The organism is Yinghuangia soli (assembly GCF_021502675.1).
Taxonomy (GTDB): Bacteria; Actinomycetota; Actinomycetes; order Streptomycetales; family Streptomycetaceae; genus Yinghuangia; species Yinghuangia soli.
Genome location: NZ_JAKFHA010000008.1, coordinates 1 through 20,279 on the forward strand (window position 1 = coordinate 1; position 20,279 = coordinate 20,279).

14 protein-coding genes and 2 pseudogenes are annotated in these 20,279 nt (G+C 73.6%); 8 read left to right on the forward strand and 8 right to left on the reverse strand.

Going from position 1 to position 20,279, the window contains the following annotated elements; all coding sequences use genetic code 11:
* Positions 1–123 (reverse strand): annotated as a pseudogene (locus LZ495_RS45460) (DUF4097 family beta strand repeat-containing protein); the annotation flags it as partial.
* A gap of 236 nt (positions 124–359) precedes the next feature.
* Here LZ495_RS45460 and LZ495_RS16025 point away from each other — a divergent pair.
* The 4 genes and pseudogenes from LZ495_RS16025 to LZ495_RS16040 all read left to right on the forward strand — a co-directional run.
* Positions 360–1,106, forward strand: coding sequence for a helix-turn-helix domain-containing protein (locus LZ495_RS16025; protein ID WP_235052881.1), 747 nt, complete (start codon positions 360–362; stop codon positions 1,104–1,106).
* Between the two features lie 145 nt (positions 1,107–1,251).
* The gene (locus LZ495_RS16030) at positions 1,252–1,707 is read left to right on the forward strand and encodes a lipocalin-like domain-containing protein (protein ID WP_235052882.1); all 456 of its coding nucleotides are present in this window, start codon (positions 1,252–1,254) and stop codon (positions 1,705–1,707) included.
* The gene (locus LZ495_RS16035; RefSeq protein ID WP_235052883.1) at positions 1,707–3,260 is read left to right on the forward strand and encodes an MFS transporter; all 1,554 of its coding nucleotides are present in this window, start codon (positions 1,707–1,709) and stop codon (positions 3,258–3,260) included. The genes LZ495_RS16030 and LZ495_RS16035 overlap by 1 nt, the downstream gene beginning before the upstream one ends.
* A gap of 184 nt (positions 3,261–3,444) precedes the next feature.
* A pseudogene (locus tag LZ495_RS16040) lies at positions 3,445–5,112 on the forward strand (amidase); the annotation flags it as partial.
* On the opposite strand, the gene LZ495_RS16045 reads toward LZ495_RS16040, so the two are convergent.
* The 6 genes from LZ495_RS16045 to LZ495_RS16070 all read right to left on the reverse strand — a co-directional run bounded on the left by LZ495_RS16045 (position 5,015) and on the right by LZ495_RS16070 (position 14,624).
* Positions 5,015–7,783, reverse strand: coding sequence for an excinuclease ABC subunit UvrA (locus LZ495_RS16045; RefSeq protein WP_235052884.1), 2,769 nt, complete (start codon positions 7,781–7,783; stop codon positions 5,015–5,017). The pseudogene LZ495_RS16040 and the gene LZ495_RS16045 sit on opposite strands and share 98 nt — an antisense overlap.
* Positions 7,784–7,806: 23 nt before the next feature.
* Positions 7,807–10,110 carry a N,N-dimethylformamidase beta subunit family domain-containing protein gene (locus LZ495_RS16050; protein ID WP_235052885.1) on the reverse strand — a complete coding sequence of 768 codons (2,304 nt, stop codon included), beginning with the start codon at positions 10,108–10,110 and terminating at the stop codon, positions 7,807–7,809.
* A gap of 99 nt (positions 10,111–10,209) precedes the next feature.
* Complete coding sequence (locus tag LZ495_RS16055) at positions 10,210–11,343, reverse strand: DUF6882 domain-containing protein (protein ID WP_235052886.1); 1,134 nt, start codon at positions 11,341–11,343, stop codon at positions 10,210–10,212.
* Between the two features lie 40 nt (positions 11,344–11,383).
* The gene (locus tag LZ495_RS16060) at positions 11,384–12,655 is read right to left on the reverse strand and encodes a nucleotide disphospho-sugar-binding domain-containing protein (protein ID WP_235052887.1); all 1,272 of its coding nucleotides are present in this window, start codon (positions 12,653–12,655) and stop codon (positions 11,384–11,386) included.
* Positions 12,645–13,250, reverse strand: coding sequence for a TetR/AcrR family transcriptional regulator (locus LZ495_RS16065; RefSeq protein ID WP_235052888.1), 606 nt, complete (start codon positions 13,248–13,250; stop codon positions 12,645–12,647). Before LZ495_RS16065 ends, LZ495_RS16060 begins: the two co-directional genes overlap by 11 nt.
* Positions 13,251–13,379: 129 nt before the next feature.
* Positions 13,380–14,624 carry a phytanoyl-CoA dioxygenase family protein gene (locus LZ495_RS16070; protein ID WP_235052889.1) on the reverse strand — a complete coding sequence of 415 codons (1,245 nt, stop codon included), beginning with the start codon at positions 14,622–14,624 and terminating at the stop codon, positions 13,380–13,382.
* Between the two features lie 67 nt (positions 14,625–14,691).
* Here LZ495_RS16070 and LZ495_RS16075 point away from each other — a divergent pair, with 67 nt between their 5' ends.
* Positions 14,692–15,417: an IclR family transcriptional regulator gene (locus LZ495_RS16075; protein WP_235052890.1), complete on the forward strand. Its 726-nt coding sequence runs from the start codon at positions 14,692–14,694 to the stop codon at positions 15,415–15,417.
* 124 nt (positions 15,418–15,541) lie between these two features.
* Here the strand turns inward: LZ495_RS16075 and LZ495_RS16080 are convergent, their stop codons facing one another.
* Positions 15,542–16,102 (reverse strand): GlcG/HbpS family heme-binding protein, encoded by a 561-nt coding sequence (locus tag LZ495_RS16080; protein ID WP_235052891.1) that lies wholly within the window; start codon positions 16,100–16,102, stop codon positions 15,542–15,544.
* 348 nt (positions 16,103–16,450) lie between these two features.
* On the opposite strand from LZ495_RS16080, the gene LZ495_RS16085 reads away from it, so the two are divergent.
* The 3 genes from LZ495_RS16085 to LZ495_RS16095 all read left to right on the forward strand — a co-directional run bounded on the left by LZ495_RS16085 (position 16,451) and on the right by LZ495_RS16095 (position 20,164).
* Positions 16,451–18,190 carry an alpha-keto acid decarboxylase family protein gene (locus tag LZ495_RS16085; protein WP_235052892.1) on the forward strand — a complete coding sequence of 580 codons (1,740 nt, stop codon included), beginning with the start codon at positions 16,451–16,453 and terminating at the stop codon, positions 18,188–18,190.
* A gap of 64 nt (positions 18,191–18,254) precedes the next feature.
* Positions 18,255–19,553, forward strand: coding sequence for an alpha-hydroxy acid oxidase (locus LZ495_RS16090; RefSeq protein WP_235052893.1), 1,299 nt, complete (start codon positions 18,255–18,257; stop codon positions 19,551–19,553).
* Entirely contained in the window at positions 19,550–20,164 is a 615-nt protein-coding gene (locus tag LZ495_RS16095) for a TetR/AcrR family transcriptional regulator (protein ID WP_235052894.1), read from the forward strand. Before LZ495_RS16090 ends, LZ495_RS16095 begins: the two co-directional genes overlap by 4 nt.
* The last annotated feature ends 115 nt before the right edge of the window (positions 20,165–20,279 follow it).

Below are 20,279 nucleotides of genomic sequence, written 5' to 3' on the forward strand. Positions count from 1 at the left end.
GGCGGGGTCGGCGGGGCGGATGTCGACGGTGGTGTCGGTGCGGTCCGCGGCGATGACCTGGATGCGGCCGGCGGGCAGGTCGACGGTGACGGCGGCGGGGGCGGCGGTGGCGAACTGCAGCATGGTGGGGGCTCCGTTGCGTGGTGACTGCTCGGTGTTTCTGACATGAGAAACGCTACGTTGCGTTCACAGATTGAGCAACAAGCAAATTGCGTATGGAATGAGTCTATGCAGCTCAGAGCCTATAAATCGTTGCAACGGCTCTGTATGTAATGCAACTGCGATCGCGCATTTCATTGCAATGGGATGAAAGTGAACGCTATGCTGCGGGGGTTCGAGGACCGTCGAAGGGAGGCCCGATGCCGGGCGGCAGGCTCACGCAGAAGGAACGCCAGCAGATCGCCCTGGGGCTGGCCGACGGCCTCGCCTACGCGGAGATCGCCCGCGGGCTCGACCGCCCCACCTCGACCGTCACGCGCGAGGTCATGCGCAACGGCGGCCCGGCCGGGTACCGCGCCGACCTCGCCCAGCGCGCCACGGAGCGCCGCACGCAGCGCCGCCGCCCGGCCGCCGCCCGCGCCGCGGGCGGGCCCGACGCCGGACAGGACGACGAAGCACTGCGCGAGTACGCGGAGTCGCTCACCACCGTCCTCATGCAGTCGGGCCTGCCCAAGATGCTGGCCCGCGTCCTGACCAGCCTGTACATCGCGGAGAGCGGCAGCCTCACCGCCGCCGAGCTCGTGCAGCGCCTGCAGGTCAGCCCGGCGTCCGTGTCCAAGGCCATCGCCGCTCTCGAGGGCATGACCCTCGTGCGCCGCGAGCGCGACGAACGCCGCCGCGAGCGCTACGTGGTCGACGACGACATCTGGTACCAGTCGATGATCGAAAGCGCCCGCGCCAACTCCCTGCTCGCCGAGACGGCCCGGCAGGGCGTCGGCGTCCTCGGCCGGGACAGCCAGGCCGGCGCCCGCCTGGAGAACATCGCCCGGTTCCTCGACTTCGTCAGCGAGAGCCTCGTGCGCGCCACCGAGCAGGCCCGCGAGATCTTGTACGCCCAGAAGCCCGGCGGCGTCCCGGCCCCCGCCCGTGCGGACGACGAGGCCTAGGGTCCCGTCCCCGCGTCCCCGCGTCCCCTCTCCTCCTCTTCCTCCTCGGTCCTCCTCTTCGTGCGTGCCCCCGATCGGCTCACCTGTGTCGCCGCACCGCGGCCGCCGTGTTTGCCTGGTGTGCACCGCTATGTGAGGAGTGCCCATGCAGCCGCTCGGCGAACGGATCATCGGCGCCTGGCGCCTGGAGTCCTACACGGTCCAGGGCATCGACGGAGAGGTCCGCGCCCCGCTCGGCGGGGACGCCGACGGGTTCATCATCTACACCGCGGACGGCCACGTCTCCGCCCAGCTGATGGCCCGGAGCAGGCCCGATTACGCGTCCGGGAACTGGCTCGGCGGCACCAGCGAGGAGCACCACACCGCGGCGGCCGGCTACCTCGCGTACTCCGGCACGTACACCGTGGACGAGGAGACCCAGACCGTCCGGCACCACATCGCGGTCAGCCTGTTCCCCAACTGGGTGGGCGAGACCCAGGTCCGGCTCGTCCAGCAGGAGGACGACGGCCTGGTGCTGTTCCCCGCGACCGAACCCGGCCCGCAGGCCCAGACGATCGCGTGGCGCCGCGTCGCCGGCGCGCCGGGGGAGGCGGGCCGCTGATGGCGACGAATCCCGCAGGCGGCTCCGGCGCATCGGGCGCGTCAGGCACCGGGCCCGTGGCGCCGGACAAGAACGCGGGCCTGGACCCGCGGCGCTGGATGGTCCTGGGCGTGGTGGCCCTGGCGCAGCTCATGGTGGTACTGGATGCCACGATCGTGAACATCGCGCTGCCGTCCGCACAGGAGGACCTCGGGTTCGACGACGGCGACCGGCAGTGGGTGGTGACCGCGTACGCGCTGGCGTTCGGCTCGCTCCTGCTGCTCGGCGGCCGGATCGCGGACCTCGCGGGCCGCAAGCGCGCGTTCCTGGCCGGACTCGTCGGCTTCGCCACCGCATCCGCGATCGGCGGCGCCTCGGTCAGCTTCGAGATGCTGGTCGCCGCGCGGGCCCTGCAGGGCGCGTGCGGCGCCCTCCTCGCCCCCGCGGCGCTGTCGCTGCTGACCACGACGTTCACCGATCCGGCCGAACGCGGCAAGGCGTTCGGCATCTACGGCGCGGTCGCGGGCGGCGGCGGTGCGGTCGGTCTGCTGCTCGGCGGCATCCTGACCGAGTACCTCGACTGGCGCTGGTGCCTGTACGTCAACCTCATCTTCGCGGTGATCGCCCTGGTGGCGGGCGCGCGCGTACTCGCCCCGGGGGCGCCCGCGGACCGCAACGGCCTGGACATCCCGGGCACGCTGCTGGCCTCGGCCGGCCTGTTCTGCATCGTGTACGGCTTCTCCAACGCCGAGCAGCACGGCTGGCGCGACGCCGGAACGTGGGGGTGCCTGCTGCTCGGCCTGGCGTTCCTGGTCGGCTTCGTGCTCTGGGTGCGCCGCGCGCCGCATCCGCTGCTGCCGCTGCGCGTGGTCCTGGACCGCAACCGCGGCGCGTCGTACTTCGCGGTGTTCGTCGCCGGTGCGGGCATGTTCGGCGTGTTCCTGTTCCTGACGTACTTCCTGCAGCAGTCGCTGCGCTACTCGCCGGTCGAGACCGGTCTGGCGTTCCTGCCGATGGTCGCGATGATGGTCGCCACCTCGGTGACCGCGCAGAACATCCTGGTCCCGCGCCTCGGGCCGCGGCCGGTCGTGCCGGTCGGCATGGCCCTGGCCGCGGCCGCGATGGCCTGGCTGACCGCGCTCGACCTGAACAGCACCTATGTGCCGCACGTGCTGCTGCCGCTGATGCTCGCGGGCACCGGCCTGGGCCTGGTCATGGCCCCGGCGATGGCCGTGGCCACCGCCGCGGTCCGCACCGAGGACGCCGGCGTGGCCTCCGCGATGGTCAACACCTGCCAGCAGATCGGCGGTTCGATCGGCATCGCGGTGCTCAACACCCTGGCGGCGAGCGCCGCGACCCGCTACGCCCAGGGCAAGCCGCCGACCCCGCAGACCCTGGCCCAGGCCCAACTGCACAGCTACGACACGGCGTACTGGTGGTCGGCCGGCTTCTTCGCCGTCGGCGCGGTCGTCACCGTCCTCCTGTACCGCAGCGGCCCGCCCGCGACCAAGGCTCCGGAGGGGGCCTCCTGGGAAGCCGGCCGCGCGGCCCCGGAGCGCATGCCCTCGGTGTAGCCGGCCGCGGCGCGACCCCGTTCTGGATTCGCGGCGGGGTGGTTGATATTCTGGACTGAAAATTCACTCAGGATCCGTCGGGGCACATGGGGCCTCGTGCGACCGGGACCGCCTGCCGTCCGCAGGCGGTCCCGGGCTGCGCGCCTCGAACCGTTCGACCGGACCATCCAGGAGGCAACCCCGCATGACACGCGGATTCGACGTCGTGGAGACAAGCATCGCCGACCTGCGCGCGGCGCTGGAGAAGGGCGAGACCACCGCGGTCGGGCTGCTCGACGCCTACCTCGCCCGGATCGAGGCGTACGACCGGCCGGGCACCGCCACCGCGCTCAATGCGATGGTCGTGATGAACCCGGACGCCCGCGCCGACGCCGAAGCCTCCGACGCCCGCCGGGCCCGCGGCGCGACCCTCGGCCCGCTCGACGGCATCCCGTACACCGCCAAGGACAGCTACCTCGCCAAGGGGCTGACCGCGGCAGCCGGCTCGCCTGCTTTCGAGAACCTCATCGCGCAGCGCGACGCCTTCGCGATCGAGCGGCTGCGCGCGGGCGGCGCCGTGCTCATCGGCCTGACCAACATGCCGCCCATGGCCAACGGCGGCATGCAGCGCGGCGTGTACGGCCGCGCCGAGAGCCCGTACAGCGCCGACTGGCTGACCAGTGCCTACGGCTCCGGCTCGTCGAACGGCTCGGGCACCGCGACCGCCGCCTCGTTCGGCGCCTTCGGCCTCGGCGAGGAGACCTGGTCCTCGGGCCGCGCGCCCGCGTCCAACAACGCCCTGTGCGCCTACACGCCCAGCCGCGGCGTGATCTCGGTACGCGGCAACTGGCCGCTCGTGCCGACCATGGACGTCGTCGTGCCGCACACCCGCACCATGGCCGACCTCCTCGAACTGCTCGACGTCGTGGTCGCCGACGACCCCGACACCCGCGGCGACCTGTGGCGCGCCCAGCCCTGGGTGCCGGTGCCCGCGGCCTCGCAGGTACGCCCGGCCTCGTACCCGGCCCTGGCTCCGGCCGATGCGGCGGCGGCTCGTGCAGGGCTCGCCGGCAAGCGCGTCGGCGTGCCGAAGATGTACATCAACGCCGACCCCGAGGCCGGCACGAACCCCGACGGCGGCATCGGCGGCCAGACCGGGCAGCGCATCGACACCCGCGCCTCGGTGCTCGCCCTGTGGGAAGCCGCCCGCCGCGACCTGGAAGCGGCCGGCGCCGAGGTCGTCGAGGTCGACTTCCCCGTGGTCACCAACTATGAGGCCGACCGCCCCGGCGCGCCCTCGCTGCTCACCCGGGGCCTGGTCGCCCGCGAGTTCCTCGACGTCGAGATCCTGGACCTGTCGGCCTGGGCCTGGGACGACTTCCTGCGGGCCAACGGCGACCCCGCACTCGGCACCCTGGCGGAGGTCGACGGCGCCCGGATCTGGCCCAAGCACGAAGGCGAACTCCCGGACCGCTACGCCGGGTTCGACGACACCATCACCGACTACCCCAAGTGCGTGCGGGAGCGCCCGTACGCGTCGTTCACCGACATGCCGCACATGGAGCAGGGGCTGCGCGGCCTGGAGGAGACGCGCCGCCTCGACCTGGAAGTGTGGATGGACGAACTGGGCCTGGACGCCGTGGTGTTCCCCACCTCTGCGGACGTCGGCCCGGCGGACATGGACACCGTCGAGGCGTCCGCCGATCTCGGCTGGCGCAACGGCGTCTGGGTCGCCAACGGCAACCTCGTGCCGCGGCACCTCGGCATCCCGACCGTCACCGTGCCGATGGGCACCATGGCCGACATCGGCATGCCGGTCGGCCTGACCTTCGCGGGCCGTGCGTACGATGACAACGCCCTGCTCGGCCTGGCCGCCGCCTTCGAGGCGACCGGCGACCGCCGCACCGAGCCGACGCGCACCCCGCGGCTGCCCGCGCACTGACCCGGCGGCGGGGGGGGGGGGGCCGGGGGCCCCGGGGGCGCCGCGCCCCGGGGGCGGGGCGCGGGCGGGGGCCCGCTGCGACGCCGGCCCCGGGTCCGGGCGCGAGGCGGGCGAGGGCGGCGGCCAGGTAGGGCGCGGTCACGCTGGCCGTCGCCGTCGCGACCTCGGCGGGCGTGCCCGCGGCGACGATCGTGCCGCCGTGGCGTCCGCCGCCCGGCCCCAGGTCGACGACATGGTCGGCGCGGGCCACCACGCTCATGTCGTGCTCGACGAGCACCACGGTGCCGCCCTCGTCGACGAGTCCGCGCAACTGGCCGAGCAGCAGCTCCACATCGGCCGGATGAAGACCGGTGGTGGGCTCGTCCAGGACGTACAGCGTGCGGCCGCGGCGGGTGCGCTGGAGTTCGGCGGCGAGCTTGATGCGCTGGGCCTCGCCGCCGGAGAGCGTGGTGGCGCTCTGCCCGAGGGCCAGGTAGCCGAGGCCGACGCGTTCGAGCAGCGTGAGGACCTGGCGGGCGGCCGGGAGGTCGGCCAGGAATTCCAGGGCGTCCTCCACGCTGAGCGCGAGGACGTCCGCGATGTTGCGGCCGCGGTAGGCGACTTCCAGCGTCTTTGGGTTGTACCGGGCGCCCGCGCAGGTGGGGCAGACGGCGCTGGTGGTCGGCAGGAAGAGCATCTCGATGCTGACCACGCCCTCGCCCTGGCAGTCGGGGCAGCGGCCTTCCGGGCGGTTGAACGAGAACCGGCCTGCCGTATAGCCGCGTGCGACGGCTTCGGGCTGCGCGGCGAACAGCCGGCGCACCGCATCGAAGAGGCCCGTGTAGGTGGCGAGGTTCGAACGCGGGGTCCGGCCGATCGGCTTCTGGTCGACGCACACGATGCGGTCGACCGCATCGAGCCCTTCGGCGACGACAGGGGTGACCGCAAGTTCCGTGTCGGTGGGGCCGCCCGGCCCGTCGGCGCCGTGGTCGGCGTCGGTTTCCGGGCCGTCCTGCGATTCGTCGGCTGCACCGCCGACGTGGTGGCGCACAGTGGCGACGAGGACCTGGCCGACCAGACTGCTCTTGCCCGATCCGGAGACCCCGGTCACTGCGGTGAGCCGGCCCAGCGGGAAGCGGGCGGTGACGCCCTGCAGGTTGTGGTGCCGGACGTCGTGCAGGGTGATCCAGCCGGCCGCCGCGGTCCCGGGGCCGGCCGGGGCGGCGCCGTCAGGTGCCGGGACTCCGGTCAAGTACCGTGCGGTGGCGGACTCCTGGACCGCGGCCAGGCCGTCGACCGGCCCGCTGTACAGCACCCGGCCGCCGCGCACTCCCGCACCGGGCCCGACGTCGACGATCCAGTCGGCGCGGGCCATCACGTCGAGGTCGTGCTCCACCGCGAAGACCGAATTCCCGGCCGCGCGCAGCCGGTCCAGGGCGCCGACCAGCGTCTCGGTGTCGGCCGGATGCAGCCCCGCGGACGGCTCGTCGAGGACGTACAGCACCCCGAACAGGCCCGACCTCAGCTGCGTGGCCAGCCGCAGCCGCTGCAGTTCGCCCGCCGACAGCGTGGCCGTGGTCCGGTCCATGGACAAGTAGTCCAGGCCCAGGCCGGTGAGCGCCTCCAGATGGCCGAGCGCCGACTCGCGCAGCCGGTCCGCCGCATCCCGCTGCGCCGCGGGCAGAGCGACGGTGTCCGGGTGTTCGGCGGCAGCGCGCAGCGCGGCGTCCAGGTCGCGCAGCGGGAGCGCGGCCGTCGCGGTGATGTCGCGGCCCGCGAAGGTGACGCGCAGCGCGTCCGGGTTCAGGCGGCGGCCCGCGCACGCCGGGCAGGTCTCGGTGGTCAGGAACCGGGCCGCCTTGGCCCGCAGAGCGGCGCTCTTGGTGGTCGCGTACGTGTGCCGCACCCACCGCTGCGGACTCGAATAAGTGCCCTGGTAGGGGCGGGTGATGCGGTCCGCCGACCGGACCGGGTGGACGGTGACCACCGGCTGCTCGTCGGTGGTGAGGATCCACGTGCGGCGGTCGGCCGGCAGCTCGCGCCACGGCGCGTCGAGGTCGACGCCCAGTTCGCCGAGGATGTCGCGCAGGTTCTTGCCCTGCCAGGCGCCCGGCCACGCGGCAATGGCCCCCTCCCGGATGCTCTTGCCCGGATCGGGGACCAGCGCGTCGACGTCGACCGTGTGCAGCAGCCCGACGCCGTGGCACGTCGGGCAGGCTCCTGCCGGGGTGTTGGGGGAGAAGGAGTCGGAGTCCATGGCCGCGACGCCGGGCGGGTAGGTCCCGGCCCGCGAGTAGAGCATGCGCAGCACGTTCGACAGGCGGCTCACGGTGCCCACGCTGGACCGGCTGCTGCCCGACGTCCGCTGCTGCTGCAGCGCGACCGCGGGCGGCAGGCCGGTGATGTCCCCGACCCGCGGGGCGGGGGCCTGGTCCATGAGCCGCCGGGCGTACGGCGCCACCGACTCCAGGAACCGCCGCTGCGACTCGGCGAACACGGTGGCGAACGCCAGGGACGACTTGCCCGAGCCGGACACCCCCGTGAACACAACCAGGCGGTCGCGCGGGATGTCGACGTCGACGTGGTCGAGATTGTGCTCCTGCGCATCCCGTACCCGCACCATGGCGTGGGGGGAGTGCCCGCCGGTCACGCGACCGCCGCGGCGAAGACGTTGCGCAGGATGCGGGATGCGACAGCGTCGTGCGCGAGCACGCCGTTGAAGGACACCGAGCCGGTGGAGAAGACCCAGCCGCCGTTGCCGCGGTCGAAGTGCACCATGTGCGCGCCCAGCGGCGTCGTGCCGTGCGCGAGGACCGCGACGCCGGGGAGCGGCGGCCCCTCCATGTTGCTGCTGTCCATCTCCCAGCCGCTCGCGCCGAAGTTGTAGCCGGTCCGGCCGAATTCACTGCCGGCGCGCAGTCCGGTGCCGGTCAGGAAGGGATGGCCGGGCGCGAGCACACGGTAGGGCGCGAAGTCCATGAAGGAGCCGTTGTACGCCACCCCGATGACGTTGCGCTCCGGCAGTCCCTGGTCGCGCCACAGCCAGCGGGCGCCCCGCGCGTCGCGGTGCAGGACCGCGGTGCCGTCTGCACTGATGTCGACCCGCTCGTACATGGCGTTGCCGCCGGTGTTGACCACGCGTCCGCCGCCGGTGAGGTACGCCTCGAGCCGGTTGCGCATGGCCGGCGTCCAGTACTCGGGGTGCGTGGTCAGGACGACCGCCTTGTAGCGGCCCGCCCAGCTGCCGTCGCGGTGCAGGTCGAGGTCCTGGTAGCAGTCGTACGCGATGTTGTTGTCGGCCAGCCAGCGCAGCAGGAGCAGGTCGCCGTAGAAGCGGGCGTCCATCGCGCCGGACGGTTCCAAATTGCAGGCGGCGAAAGGCCGCAGCATCGTGTGGGTGCGGCGGTGCGGGTACTCGTCCCAGGAGTACTGAGAGTGCCCGCCCCACGTGTTGTAGGCACTGTGGGTCAGGAACGGCAGCAGGACCGCGACCCGGGCGGTCGGGGCCGCGGGCCGGACGACGAACGGGATGTAGCGGCGCACGCCGTTCTCGCCGGTGAGGCGGACCGCGTAGAACCCGGACCGCCAGCCGGGCTGCACGGTGACCGTGAAATCGGGCGGCCAGCCGCAGCCGCCGCTCCGGTAGCCGGCGGGCAGCTTGCGCATGCGCCCCGCATACGTCGCCGGGGCGACCACCACTTGGCTGTTCGCCGGGTCGGGGGCGACCCCGGGGGCCAGCGGACCGTCCAAGCGCAGCACGGTGACCTGGTACCGGGGGAACGCCGACGAGACGGACACCGCGATCGTCTCGCCGGGCGCGGCCGACCAGCGGTCGGTGTAGCCCTGCAGGTTCGCGGTGCGGCAGGTGGTGAACCCGGTGCCGACCAGGACGCCGTGCGCGCTGGTCCACACGGGCCGGCCGTCCAGATGCACGGTGCGCCAGTTCGCCAGCCGGTACCAGCGCAGTTCGTGGTCCGGCCGGGCCGGGTCCGCCCGGTCGATCCACACGCAGTAGAAGACCCCGGCGTCGGCGAAGCGCTCGACCGTGGTGCCCCACTCCCAGCCTCTGCCGATGGGGATGGCCGTGCCGCCGTTGGCCCAGGCGCCCGGGCCGTTGCTGCCGTCCCCGGCCAGGTAGCGGAACCAGTCGAGCGAACCGCCGTGCCGCACCCCGTAGATCACCCCGTCGAGGTCGGCGAAGTGGAGGTCGTAGTCGCGGCGCCCGGTGGCGATCCGGGACCCCACCCCGTTGTCGGCCCACGCTCCCGGGCTGGTGCTGCCGTCCCCGGCGAGATACCGGAACCAGTAGATGTCGCCGTCGGCGTCGACGGCGTAGATGACGCCCTGCCGGCCGCCGAAGATGTAGGCGAAGTGCCCGAAGCCCTGGTGGATGACGTTGTTGGTGTTCGGATGCCAGGTGCCTTCCCCGGTGTCCCAATTGCTCAGGGTGTACTTGGACCACACGAGCGTGCCGTCCCCGCGCAGCCCGAACAACTGGCCGTCGTCCGCGGCGAGCACCTGGGTGTACGACTGCCAGCCGACCCCGATGTCGCGCGGGGAGCCGTTGGCAGCCCAGCTCATCCTGCCCGTCTCGCGGCCCAGGTGCCGGAACCACTTCAGCCGGCCGTCGGCCTGCACGCTGTAGATGATCCCGTTGCCGCCCGGCACCATCGCGAGTTGGCTCTGCTCGGTGTCGACCGGCCCGATCTGGCGTGCCGACGGCCCCGGGCCCGGCGCCGGGTCAGGTCCGGACCCGGGGCGCGGCGCGGCGATGGCGCGGGACATCCCCTGCGGCAGGACCGCGGCACCGGCGAGAACGGCCGCGCCGCTGACGACCCGGCGCCGCGAGAGCACCGCTTCCCCGGTGTCCCCGGAGGGGCCTCCGGCGGCACGGGCAGGGACAGGGGACGCGGGGTGCGGCAGCGACGGTCCGCCTTCAGCGAGAGACATTAACTGCATAAGGTACATACCGCCGCGCGCCGCGCCCGGCCATTCGGATCCGCGTGTCGGAGCCCGCAGTTGCTCCGAACGGGCGTTCCCGCGGCAGCCTCAGGCGCGCGGGACCAGCGGGTCGTCGATGCACACGTACACGGTGCCGCCGTCGTCGCCGGGAAGGTCGACGCAGCAGCCGCCGTCCAGCAGGCCCGCGGCGCCGTGGCTGAGCAGGGTCAGCGCCTCGGCGGGGTCGGCGCAGCCGGACAGGTCGACGACCGGGGCGGCCTCGGGAGCCTGGGCGAGGCCCGGGAGGGCGGCGAGCCGGCCGTGGGTCCCGGTGTCCCAGGTCCAGGTGGTGCGGGCCGCGTTCACCCGGCCGAGGACCCGGATGCGGACGTCGTGCGGGCCGCACCGCAGGGTGCCCGCCGCCAGATCGTGGCCCTGGTAGGGGAACTGCTCCAGGAAGGCGTTGAACGCCGCGTCGTACCGCAGGACTTCCGCGGCCGCGTCGCCTGCGTTGTGCCGCCAGGCGCCGGACGGCACCGCGCGCGAGCCCGCCTGGACGCCGATGCGGCCGATCCGGCCCTGGTCGTCGAAGTCGACCGTGACGTTGTCGCCGCTCGGCAGCACGGCCAGGAGCGCGGGCCCGGTGCGGACCGAGGCCATGCCGTGGTGCGCGAAGTAGCCCGCCACCACGGCGTCCGGCGGTCCGGGCAGGAAGCCCGCGCCGGTCATCAGCATGCGCGGCATCGTGATCGCGTCGGGACGAGCCCGCGGTACGCCCTTGTCGTCGTCGGCGACCACCATGTAGAGGCGTCCGGTCGGGTTCGAGGTCACCCCGATGTAGCCGCGCGAACCCAGCACCGCCATGGCACCGAGCGCGAGCGTCTCGGCCGCCATGCGCGGATCCGAGAAGCCCGACAGGTGCACGAGGTCCGTGGTGAACTCCGGGATCCCGTCCCGGACCCCCGCGGCCCGCACCGCGTCCGCCGCCTCGACCGCGGGCGAACCCGCCCACTGCGGGTTCGCCCAGCCCCAGAGCCAAGTGTCGTCGTCCATCGCGTAGCTGCCCAGGACCGAGACCGACACGTCGCGGCCGCTCTGCCGGAAGATGCGCTCGGTCAGATTGACGGTCCAGTCGCCCGTCGGCAGGTACTCGTTGAAGGCTTCGAGCTGTTCGAACGCCCACGCACCGTGCGGCGCCACGGTGCGGACGAACTCGGGGGAGAAGAAGTCGTTTCCGGTCATGCCCGGGCAGCCTACTGATCTTCCGAGGCTGCCGAGCGCGTCAGGCCGTCGCCGGACCCCGGGCGGCGAGCGCCTCCAACTCGGCGACCGCGCGGTCCTCGGCGGTCTCGGCGGCGATCGCGTCCGCCATGCGCTGCGCCGCGGTCCGGTACGCCGGATCGTCCAGCACCTTCCGGACGGCTGCGGCGATCGCCTGCGCCGAACTCCCCTTGCCTACGGTCACTCCGGCGCCCGCGAGCCGCACGTGGCCGGCCACCTCGATCTGGTCCCGGCCGAGCGGTACACAGACCATCGGGACGCCGGCGGCCAGCGACTTGACGGTCGTCCCGTGCCCGGCGTGGGTGACGGTCAGGGCGGCGTGCCGCAGCGCGAGGGTGTGCGGTGCGGACGCGGTCACCAGGACGTTGGCGGGGGCGCGCACCGAGGCCGGGTCCACCGCGGGGCCGGTGGTCAGCAGGCCGCGCACCGGCAGGGAGCCGAGGGCGTCCGCGATGCGCTGCAGCAGGTCCTGCTGCTTCATGTAGGAGGAGCTCAGGCCCACGACGACGAGCGGCGCGTCCCCTTCGGGAAGCGTCAACTCGCCGGCCCAGGCCGGGTCTTCCAGGCGCGCTCCGACGTGCCGGATGTGGTCCGGGAACTGCCGCCCGGCGTGGTCGAAGGCCCGGGGGGACAGCACGAGCACCCGGTCGACGTGCTCGAACGCCTCGGGGACCGAGCCGATCGGCGCGAGTCCGTTCCCGGTCCGCGCGGCCTGCAGGGCGGGCAGCCCCTTGGCCCACGGCATCGTGGTCATCCGGGCGAGCAGCCGGTCGCGCAGCCGGCCGACCGGGCCCTCGGCCGGCGCGAGGCCCAGGCCGGGGGGCGGTGCGCCGGGGGTCGCGAACGGGTAGACGGTCGTGGCGAGCGACGCCACCGGTATGCCGGCCGCCTCGCCCGCGGTGGCCGCCCCCAGCAACATGTGCTCGCACACCAGGACATCGGTCGGCTGCGCATGCAATTCGGCCAGGGTGTCCCGGGCGTAGTCCGCCGCCGGGCCGCAGACGATGCGGTCCCGCAGCCGCGCGGCCGCACCGAGCGGCGTACGGGCCTCGAAGTCGCGGATCACGTCCTTGGCCGGGTCGCTCGGGTCGCCCTGCGGAGCGGTGGTCCACGCAATCGGCTTCAGACCCGCGGCGACGATCTCGCCGTGCACCGACTCGTCGGCCAGCACCCGCACCCCGTGGCCGCGTTCGGCGAGCGCACGGGCGACGGAGAGGACGGGAGGAACGGCTCCGCCGCCGGCCCACGTGGCGAAGAGGAAGTTACTGGGCATGCTGATCCCTCCGAGGGTCGATGGCGTCGAGCAGGTCGCGCATGGCCCGCTCCGCGTCCGCACGGGACAGGCCGAGATCGCGGCGCCAGAGCTTCCACAGGTAGATGTCGGTGGCCGCGTAGTGCAGGTCGAGTGCGTGCTCGCGCTCGCGGCCGGCGTCGGGCAGGCGGTCCGCGAAGACCCTTTCCAGCCAGGCCCGGTGGAGGCCGCGGGCATGTGCCGCGGCGCGCCGGGCGGCCGGGATCCGGTCCATCTGCGCGATCCAGAGGACGTTGGCGTCGCCCTGCCGCTCGTAGTCCGCGAAGAGCGCCGCGACGATGCCCGGCACGTCGCCGACCGGGGCCTGTCGGGACAGTCCGGTCTGCGCCGCCACTGCGTCGGCGAGGGCGTCGTACAGCGCGTCCTTGCTGCCGAAGTGGTTGACGATCGTCTGCACGGACACGCCCGCCGCTTCGGCGATGTGCTGCAGCGTGACCTCGTCGTGCCAGCGCTGCGACCAGACCTCGGCCGCGGCCTGGACGATCCGGGCCCGCGTGGCCTCCAGGGCCGCGGCCCTGGCTCCCATGCGGTACGAGCGCTTGCCTTCGCTTTCCATGGACGCCATTCCATATTCAATTGAGTCATGAGTCAAACGAAACTTCGCGCGTAATGGCTAGCCGCCGCGCCGAACGCAGAGGACCCCGCGGCCGGAGCGGCGCGGGGTCCTCGGGATGCTGCGGGGTGGTCAGTGCGTGGTGGCGCGGGCGCCGATGCGGCCGGTGCGGTCGGCGTGGAACAGCGCGTCGTTGTAGTGCGCGCCGGACGGCACCCACGTGAACGTCTTCTCCTCGGAGAACTTGTAGTACAGCGCGCGGCGCCCGGCGTCGGGTCCGGTGGGCGGCGGGGTGCTGTGCATGATGTCGCCGAAGTGCAGGGTCAGGTCGCCGGGTTCGGTCTCCAGGGCGACGACGGGCAGGTCGCCCTCGTCGCCCCAGGCCAACCAGTGGCTTACGTACCGGTGCGAGCCGGCCAGCACCATGAGCTGCCCGTTCTCCGGGGTGGCGTGGTCGAGTTGGATGCCGGCCTGGATCAGCGGGCACAGCACGGGGTGGCCGCCGATGCCGTCGTCGGTGTGCCAGCCCAGATTGCCGTTGCCCTTGACGATGCCGGACGACTTCACGAACACCATCGGGCCGTCGAGCCGGTCGTCGCAGACCCGGTACGCGGGATCGGCCAGCCGGGCGAGCTCGGTCATGCGCGGCTCGAAGCACAGCTGCTGGAGCGTGTCGGAGAAGCGCCCGAGGTAGTTGATGCGGGTGACGACCTCGTCGCCGCGCGCGTCGACCGACCACCAGGAGAAGTGGTCCTCGGGCGTGGTGCGGGTGCGGGCGTACTCGACCTCGGCGCCGAACCGGGCGGCTTCGTCCGCGGTGTACACGCCCTTGACGTGCAGGAAGCCCGCGGTCAGCAGGAAGTGCCGCATCTCGTCGCGGTCGCCGTCGGCGGGGAAGCTGCGCTGCAGGTCGAGCGGTTCGCCGCGGCGGTCGACCAGGGACGCGCGTACCGCGGAGGTGTAGATCGGCCGGCCGGTCAGCAGCGCGCGGGTGGCCGGCTCCCAGCGCTTCCAGTCCTGCAGTGAGCCGCGGACGATCTCCGCGCGCCGGGTGCGTATGCAGCCGGTGGCCGTGAGGAGTTCGTTGATGTACTCGGAGAACGTCTCCTCGTCGAGCTCGACGAGGGCGGCCGCGTCCGCATCGCCGCCGACCGCGGTGACGCCGTCCGGGCCCGCGGTCCACGTGTAGGTGCGGCCGTCGGGCAGGCGGAACGCCAGCGGCGGCACGCCGGCCAGGTCGTCGACGACCAACTTGGCGCGCTGGGCGTTGAGTTCGCCCAGCTCGAGGCCATGGAAGCGGTCGAACGAGTACCGGGGGAAGGAGTCCGCGATCGCCTCGACCCAGGGGAGGCCGCTACCGGTGCTGTCGGCGCCCATGCTGACGCTCCTCGTCCGTGTTACTATGTAACACACGTGTGTTTCTTTATGATGCTAGGAGCGCCGTGTGTCCTCGGTCAAGGAAATCCGGTCGGTCCGCAATGCCTGCCTGCTGCTCGAAGAGGTCGCGCGGCGGCAGCCGGTCGGGGTCAGCGACCTGGCCCGCGGCACCGGGATCGAGAAGAGTGCGGCACACCGGCTGGCGGTGACCCTGCACGCGGCGGGATGGCTGCAGCGCACCGCGGACGGCCGCTGGTACCTGGCCCCCGGGTTGCTTGCGGTGCTCCGCGAATCCTCCGCGACGTCGCTGGTGGAGAGCGCCCGCCCGCTGGCCGAGGCGGCCCGCGATGCGACGGGGGAGACCGCGATGCTGGTGGTGCCGGACGGCAACCGCCTGGTCATCGCGGCCGTGGTGGAGAGCACCCATACGCTGCGCGTCGCGGTCCCGGCCGGCTCCGAGATGCCCGCGAAGTCGAGTTCGGCGCTGCGGGTGATCGCCGCCCGGCTGCCCGCCGAGCAGCTGCCCGGATGGCGCCGGGTGGATCCCGGGCTGACCGACAAGGTCCTGCGCGCCACGCGCGAGCGCGGTTGGGGCCTGAACGACAACGAAGTGGCGGACGGCACCCGGGCCGTGGGCGCGGCGCTGTGCGGTGCGGACGGTCTGCCGCTGGCCGCGCTGGTGGTGGTCGGGCCGTCCACCCGGTTCGGCCGCGACCAGATGCCGCGGCACGGCGAGCTGCTGGCCCGCCTGGCGGCCGGCTGGGACGGACGCCGGGATGCCGGAGACGCATGACTCGGGCTTGAGCTCTGCCCGGGCTTGAGCTCTGCCCGGAACACGCTTGGGTCCGGCGGCGCCTGAGGGTGAGTCAGGCGCCGCCGGTGCCCAGGATGCGCAACCGTGCGCGGGATGCTCCGGATCAGCCGTTCAGCGCCGCGACGCCGGCCGCGGCGAACTTCTGGTCCAGGTCGCCGGACGGGGCGCCGGCCACGCCGATGCCCGCGATCGGCGCGTTGTCCACCGCGACGGGAGCGCCGCCGCCGAGGAACAGGGTGCCCGGGATGTCCTTCAGGTTCGGGGTCTGCTCGAGGCGCTTGACCAGGTCGGTGGTCGGCGCGTTCCACGACACCGCGGTGTACGCCTTCTTCTCCGCCGACTCGTACGACTGCGGGCCGGCGCCGTCGCCGCGCAGCGTCACGATGGTGTTGCCGTTGCGGTCGACGACCGCGACCGAGACCCGCTGGTTCTCCTTCTCCGCGGCGTCCAGCGCGGCCTGCGCGGCCTTGGTCGCGGCGTCGATGGTCAGGTGGGTGCTCTGCGTGGTGTTCGCAGCCGGCGCGGCGGCGGCCGGCGGCTGGGCGGCGTTGCCGTTCCCGTTGCCGCCGGTGTTGGCCGAGGCGACACCCGCGACCGCGACGCCGAGGGCGGCGGTGGCGACGGCACCGGTGATGACACGGGAGCGGATCGAGGTCTTGTCCATGGCTGAGCTCCTGGGGAGTAGTCGGGTCCGGAGAGATTCCGGTGCGGGCCGCGGGCCGCGGGCCGGGCCTGAGGCCTTGGCTTGCTGCCCTGTGCTCTCAATCCTGGGCCCGGATCCGGGCCTCACCGGTCGGCCCACCGGTTCGTTCGCGGACCGCGGCCCGGCGGACCCCGGCATCGACCGATCGGATGACCCGAAGGGCATAAGGGCAGCTCAGAGGTGGTGCAGTGGGGAATGGGGGTTGACTTTCGCGAGGATTAGCCATTGGCTAACCGCGCATCGGCCCGGCACCCGCGGCCGTGCGCCGGCCCCGGCCGGCCGGTCGCTCGGCCCGGAGGAGACCGCACGATGAGCACCGAGACCCCCGCCGCCCCTGTCGTCCCCGCAGACCGCGCAGACCGCGCAGACCGCGCGGCCGCCGGACCCGGCACCACCACGATCGCCGCCCGGCTCATCGCCCGGCTGCGCGAGCTCGGCGTCGAGCACCTCTTCGGGGTCCCGGCCGACTACAACCTGGCCTTCCTCGACCGCGTGCACGGAACCGAGCTCGCCTTCGTGGGCACCTGCAACGAGCTGGGCGCCGCCTACGCCGCCGACGGCTACGCCCGGCTGCGCGGCGCCGGGGCGCTGCTCACCACCTTCGGCGTCGGCGAGCTCAGCGCGGTCAACGGCATCGGCGGCGCCTACGCGGAATCCGTGCCGGTCGTCGAGATCGTCGGCGCCCCGGCGACCCGCGTCGCCGACGCCGGGCTGCCGATGCACCACACCATGGCGGACGGCGACTTCGGCCGCTTCGAACGCCTGCACGCGGAAGTCACCTGCGACCGCGTCACGCTGACCGCCGACCACGCCGCCGAGGAGATGGACCGCGTCCTGCGCGCCTGCCGGCAGCACAGCCGCCCGGTCCGCATCGCCCTCCCCGCCGACCTCGTGGACGCGCCCGCCCCGGTCCCCGAGGAACCGCTCGTCTCCGGCGCCCCCGTCCCGGCGGAACTGCTCGACGCGTTCCGCACCGCCGCGGGCGCGCTGCTCGCCGGTGCCGTGCGTCCCGCGGTGCTCGCCGACCATCTGGCCGAGCGGCACGGCGCGTTCGAGGCCTTGGCGGACCTGGTGGCCGCCGGGCCCCTGCCGGTCGCGGTGATGAACATGGGCAAGGGCGTCGCCGACGAGAGCGCCCCGACGTTCGCCGGGATGTACGTCGGCGCCGGCAGCGCCCCGGCCACGCGCGCCGTCGTCGAGGACGCGGACTGCCTGATCGCCGTCGGCGTGCTCATCAGCGACGGCAACTCCGGGGGCTTCAGCCACGCCTTCCCGGCCGGCCGCACGATCGACGTGCAGCCGTACCACGCGCGGATCGGCGACGCGTCCTTCCCCGGACTGCCCATGGACCAGGCCCTCGCAGTGCTGACCGACCTGGTCAAGGGCAGCGTGCGCGGCGTGCTCCCGGTCCTGCCCGCGCGGCCGGCCGCACCCGCCGGTGCACCGGACGAGCCGCTGACCCAGGCGGTGCTGTGGGACCGCTTCGCGGCGTTCGTCCGCCCGGGAGACGTCGTCGCCGCCGAGCAGGGCACCTCGTTCTTCGGCGTGGCCGAGACCCGCATGCCCGCGGGCGTCACCGTCGTCGCGCAGGTGCTGTGGTCGTCCATCGGCTACACGCTGCCCGCGGCGCTCGGCACCTGCGTCGCCGCTCCGCACCGGCGTACCGTGCTGGCCATCGGCGACGGCTCGCTGCAGCTGACCGCCCAGGAGATCGGCACCTTCGCCCGGACCGGCAGCACGCCGGTGATCCTCGTCGTCAACAACGGCGGTTACTCGATCGAACGCGCGATCCACCCCACCGACGCGCCGTACAACGACATCGCGCCGTGGCGCTACACCGAACTGCCCGCGGCACTGGGCTGCGGCGACCACGCGCTGGCCTTCCGCGCGACCACCCCCGCGGAACTCGACGCCGCGCTCGCCGCCGCGGACCGCAATCCCGACCGCATGGTCCTCGTGGAAGCCGTCGTCGGCCCCGAGGACTACCCCGGCCGCCTCGCCGCGATCGCCGCCAAATACCGCCGCCCGGCACCCGCGTCCCAGGCCTGACCGGCCCCGGACTCCCGGTCCCCGCCGCAGCGGCGGACCGCCGAACGACCTCGGAGGACCAACCATGGCCGACCGCCTCGGCGGGCTCCCCGCCCTCGCCAGACCGCTTCTGTCCGACCTCGCCGCGCTGGCCACCGGCCGCAACGGGCGCGGCGGCGTCGGACCGCTCAACATCGACGACGTCCGGGCGCGGGCCCGCAAGCGCTCGTGCGCCCTGCCCTTCTCGTACGTCGACTCCGCGGCCGAGGACTTCGCCACCCACCGGGCGAACCTGCGGGCGTTCGACGAGGTCACCCTGCGGCCCGACCTGCTCACCGACGTCCGCGACCGGGACCGCTCGATCACGCTGTTCGGCCGCACGCTCGCCTCGCCCGTCCTGCTCGCGCCCACCGGGATGCCCGGCATCCAGCACGCCGACGCGGAGTTCGCCGGCGCCGGGGCGGCGCACGCCGCGGGGACCGTCTTCACCGTGAGCATGGCGTCCAGCCACTCCGTCACCCGCATCGCCGAACGCTGCCCCGGGCCGCTCTGGTTCCAGCTCTACCCGTGGGGCAATGCCGACGACTTCACCCCGTACGTCGAACTCGCCGCCCGGGCCGGGTGCGAGGCCCTCGTCGTCACCCTCGACACCCCGGTCGGCGGCAACCGCGAAGCCGACATCCGCACCGGATTCACCATGCCGCCCCGGCTCTCCCGCGCGAACGCCGGCGAAGTCCTGCGCCACCCGGTCCGGTTCGGCCGCTGGATCCGGACCCTGGCGGCCGGCCCCGGCATCGCCATGGGCAACATCGCCGAGACCGGCGTCACCGGCGGCATGAACGCGGTCCACCAGGCCACCAAGTTCGAGGCCAAGTTCGTGCCGGGTTTCTCCGCCGCCGAACTCGCCCTGGTCCGCCGCCTCTGGGACGGCCCGCTCCTGGTCAAGGGCATCACCACCGCCGAGCAGGCCCGGCGGGCCCGCGCCGCGGGCGTCGACGGCGTCATCGTGTCCAACCACGGCGGACGCCAACTCGACGGCCTCCCCGCCTCTTTGCGCGCCCTCCCGGAGGTCGCCGAGGCGCTGGACGGCACCGGAACCGAGATCCTCCTGGACGGCGGCATCCGCCGCGGCACCGACGTCCTCAAGGCCCTCGCCCTCGGCGCCCGCGCGGTCATGATCGGCCGTCCGTGGGTCTGGGGCCTGGCCGCAGCCGGGCGCCCCGGTGTCGACACCGTGCTGCGGATCCTGCACACCGAGATCGAGCGCGACATGGCCCTGATGGGCGTCCGCACCCTCGCCGATCTCGGCCCGCGCCACGTCAACGTGCCCGCGGCCTGGGCCTACGCCGCGCCCCGCGAGGCATCCACGACACTGGCCCCATGACGAACGACCCGGCCTCCGCCCCCGAGCAGATCCTCGCCGCCGCGACCGAGCTCTTCCACGAACGCAGCCCCGCGGCGGTCTCGCTCCGGGAGATCGCCCGGCGGGCGGAGGTGAACTACGGGCTGATCCACCACTACTTCAAGAGCAAGGAGGCCGTGCTCGGCGAGGTCTTCCGGGCCTCCGCCCAGCAGGGCGGCCGCCTCGTCGCGGACGCCCCGGACAGCGCCACCGCCTTGGCCCGTCTCGCGCAGGACCCGCGCGCCTTCGCCCGCATGCTGGCCTGGGCGGTGCTCGACAGCGACACGTCCCAGGTCTTCGCGCACTCCTCCCCGGCGATGCGGCACATCGCCGACCTCATCGCCGCGGAGTGGGCCTCCGCCCCGGCGGCAACCCCGCCTGCCGCGGAGCCCCCCGCCCACGACCCGCGCGTGGTCGCCGCCACATCGGTGCTGACCCTGCTCGGCTGGAGCCTGTTCGCCCCGTACGTCTTCCCGGCCGCGGGCCTCGAGGACCGCGACGAGGACGACGTCCGCACCGAGGTCCTGGCCCTGCTCGCCAAGATGACCACCGCCGCAGCACCGCCGGCCCCCCGGGGAACGGCAGACGCGTAGGCGGGAGAGCACCGACACGGCTCCTGCGGCAGGCCCGACCATCGGATCACGTTCGGGGGACGGGCGATTTCCTCTACCGCGCCCCGCTCGTTTGGCACGGCGTATGCCGAGGGGC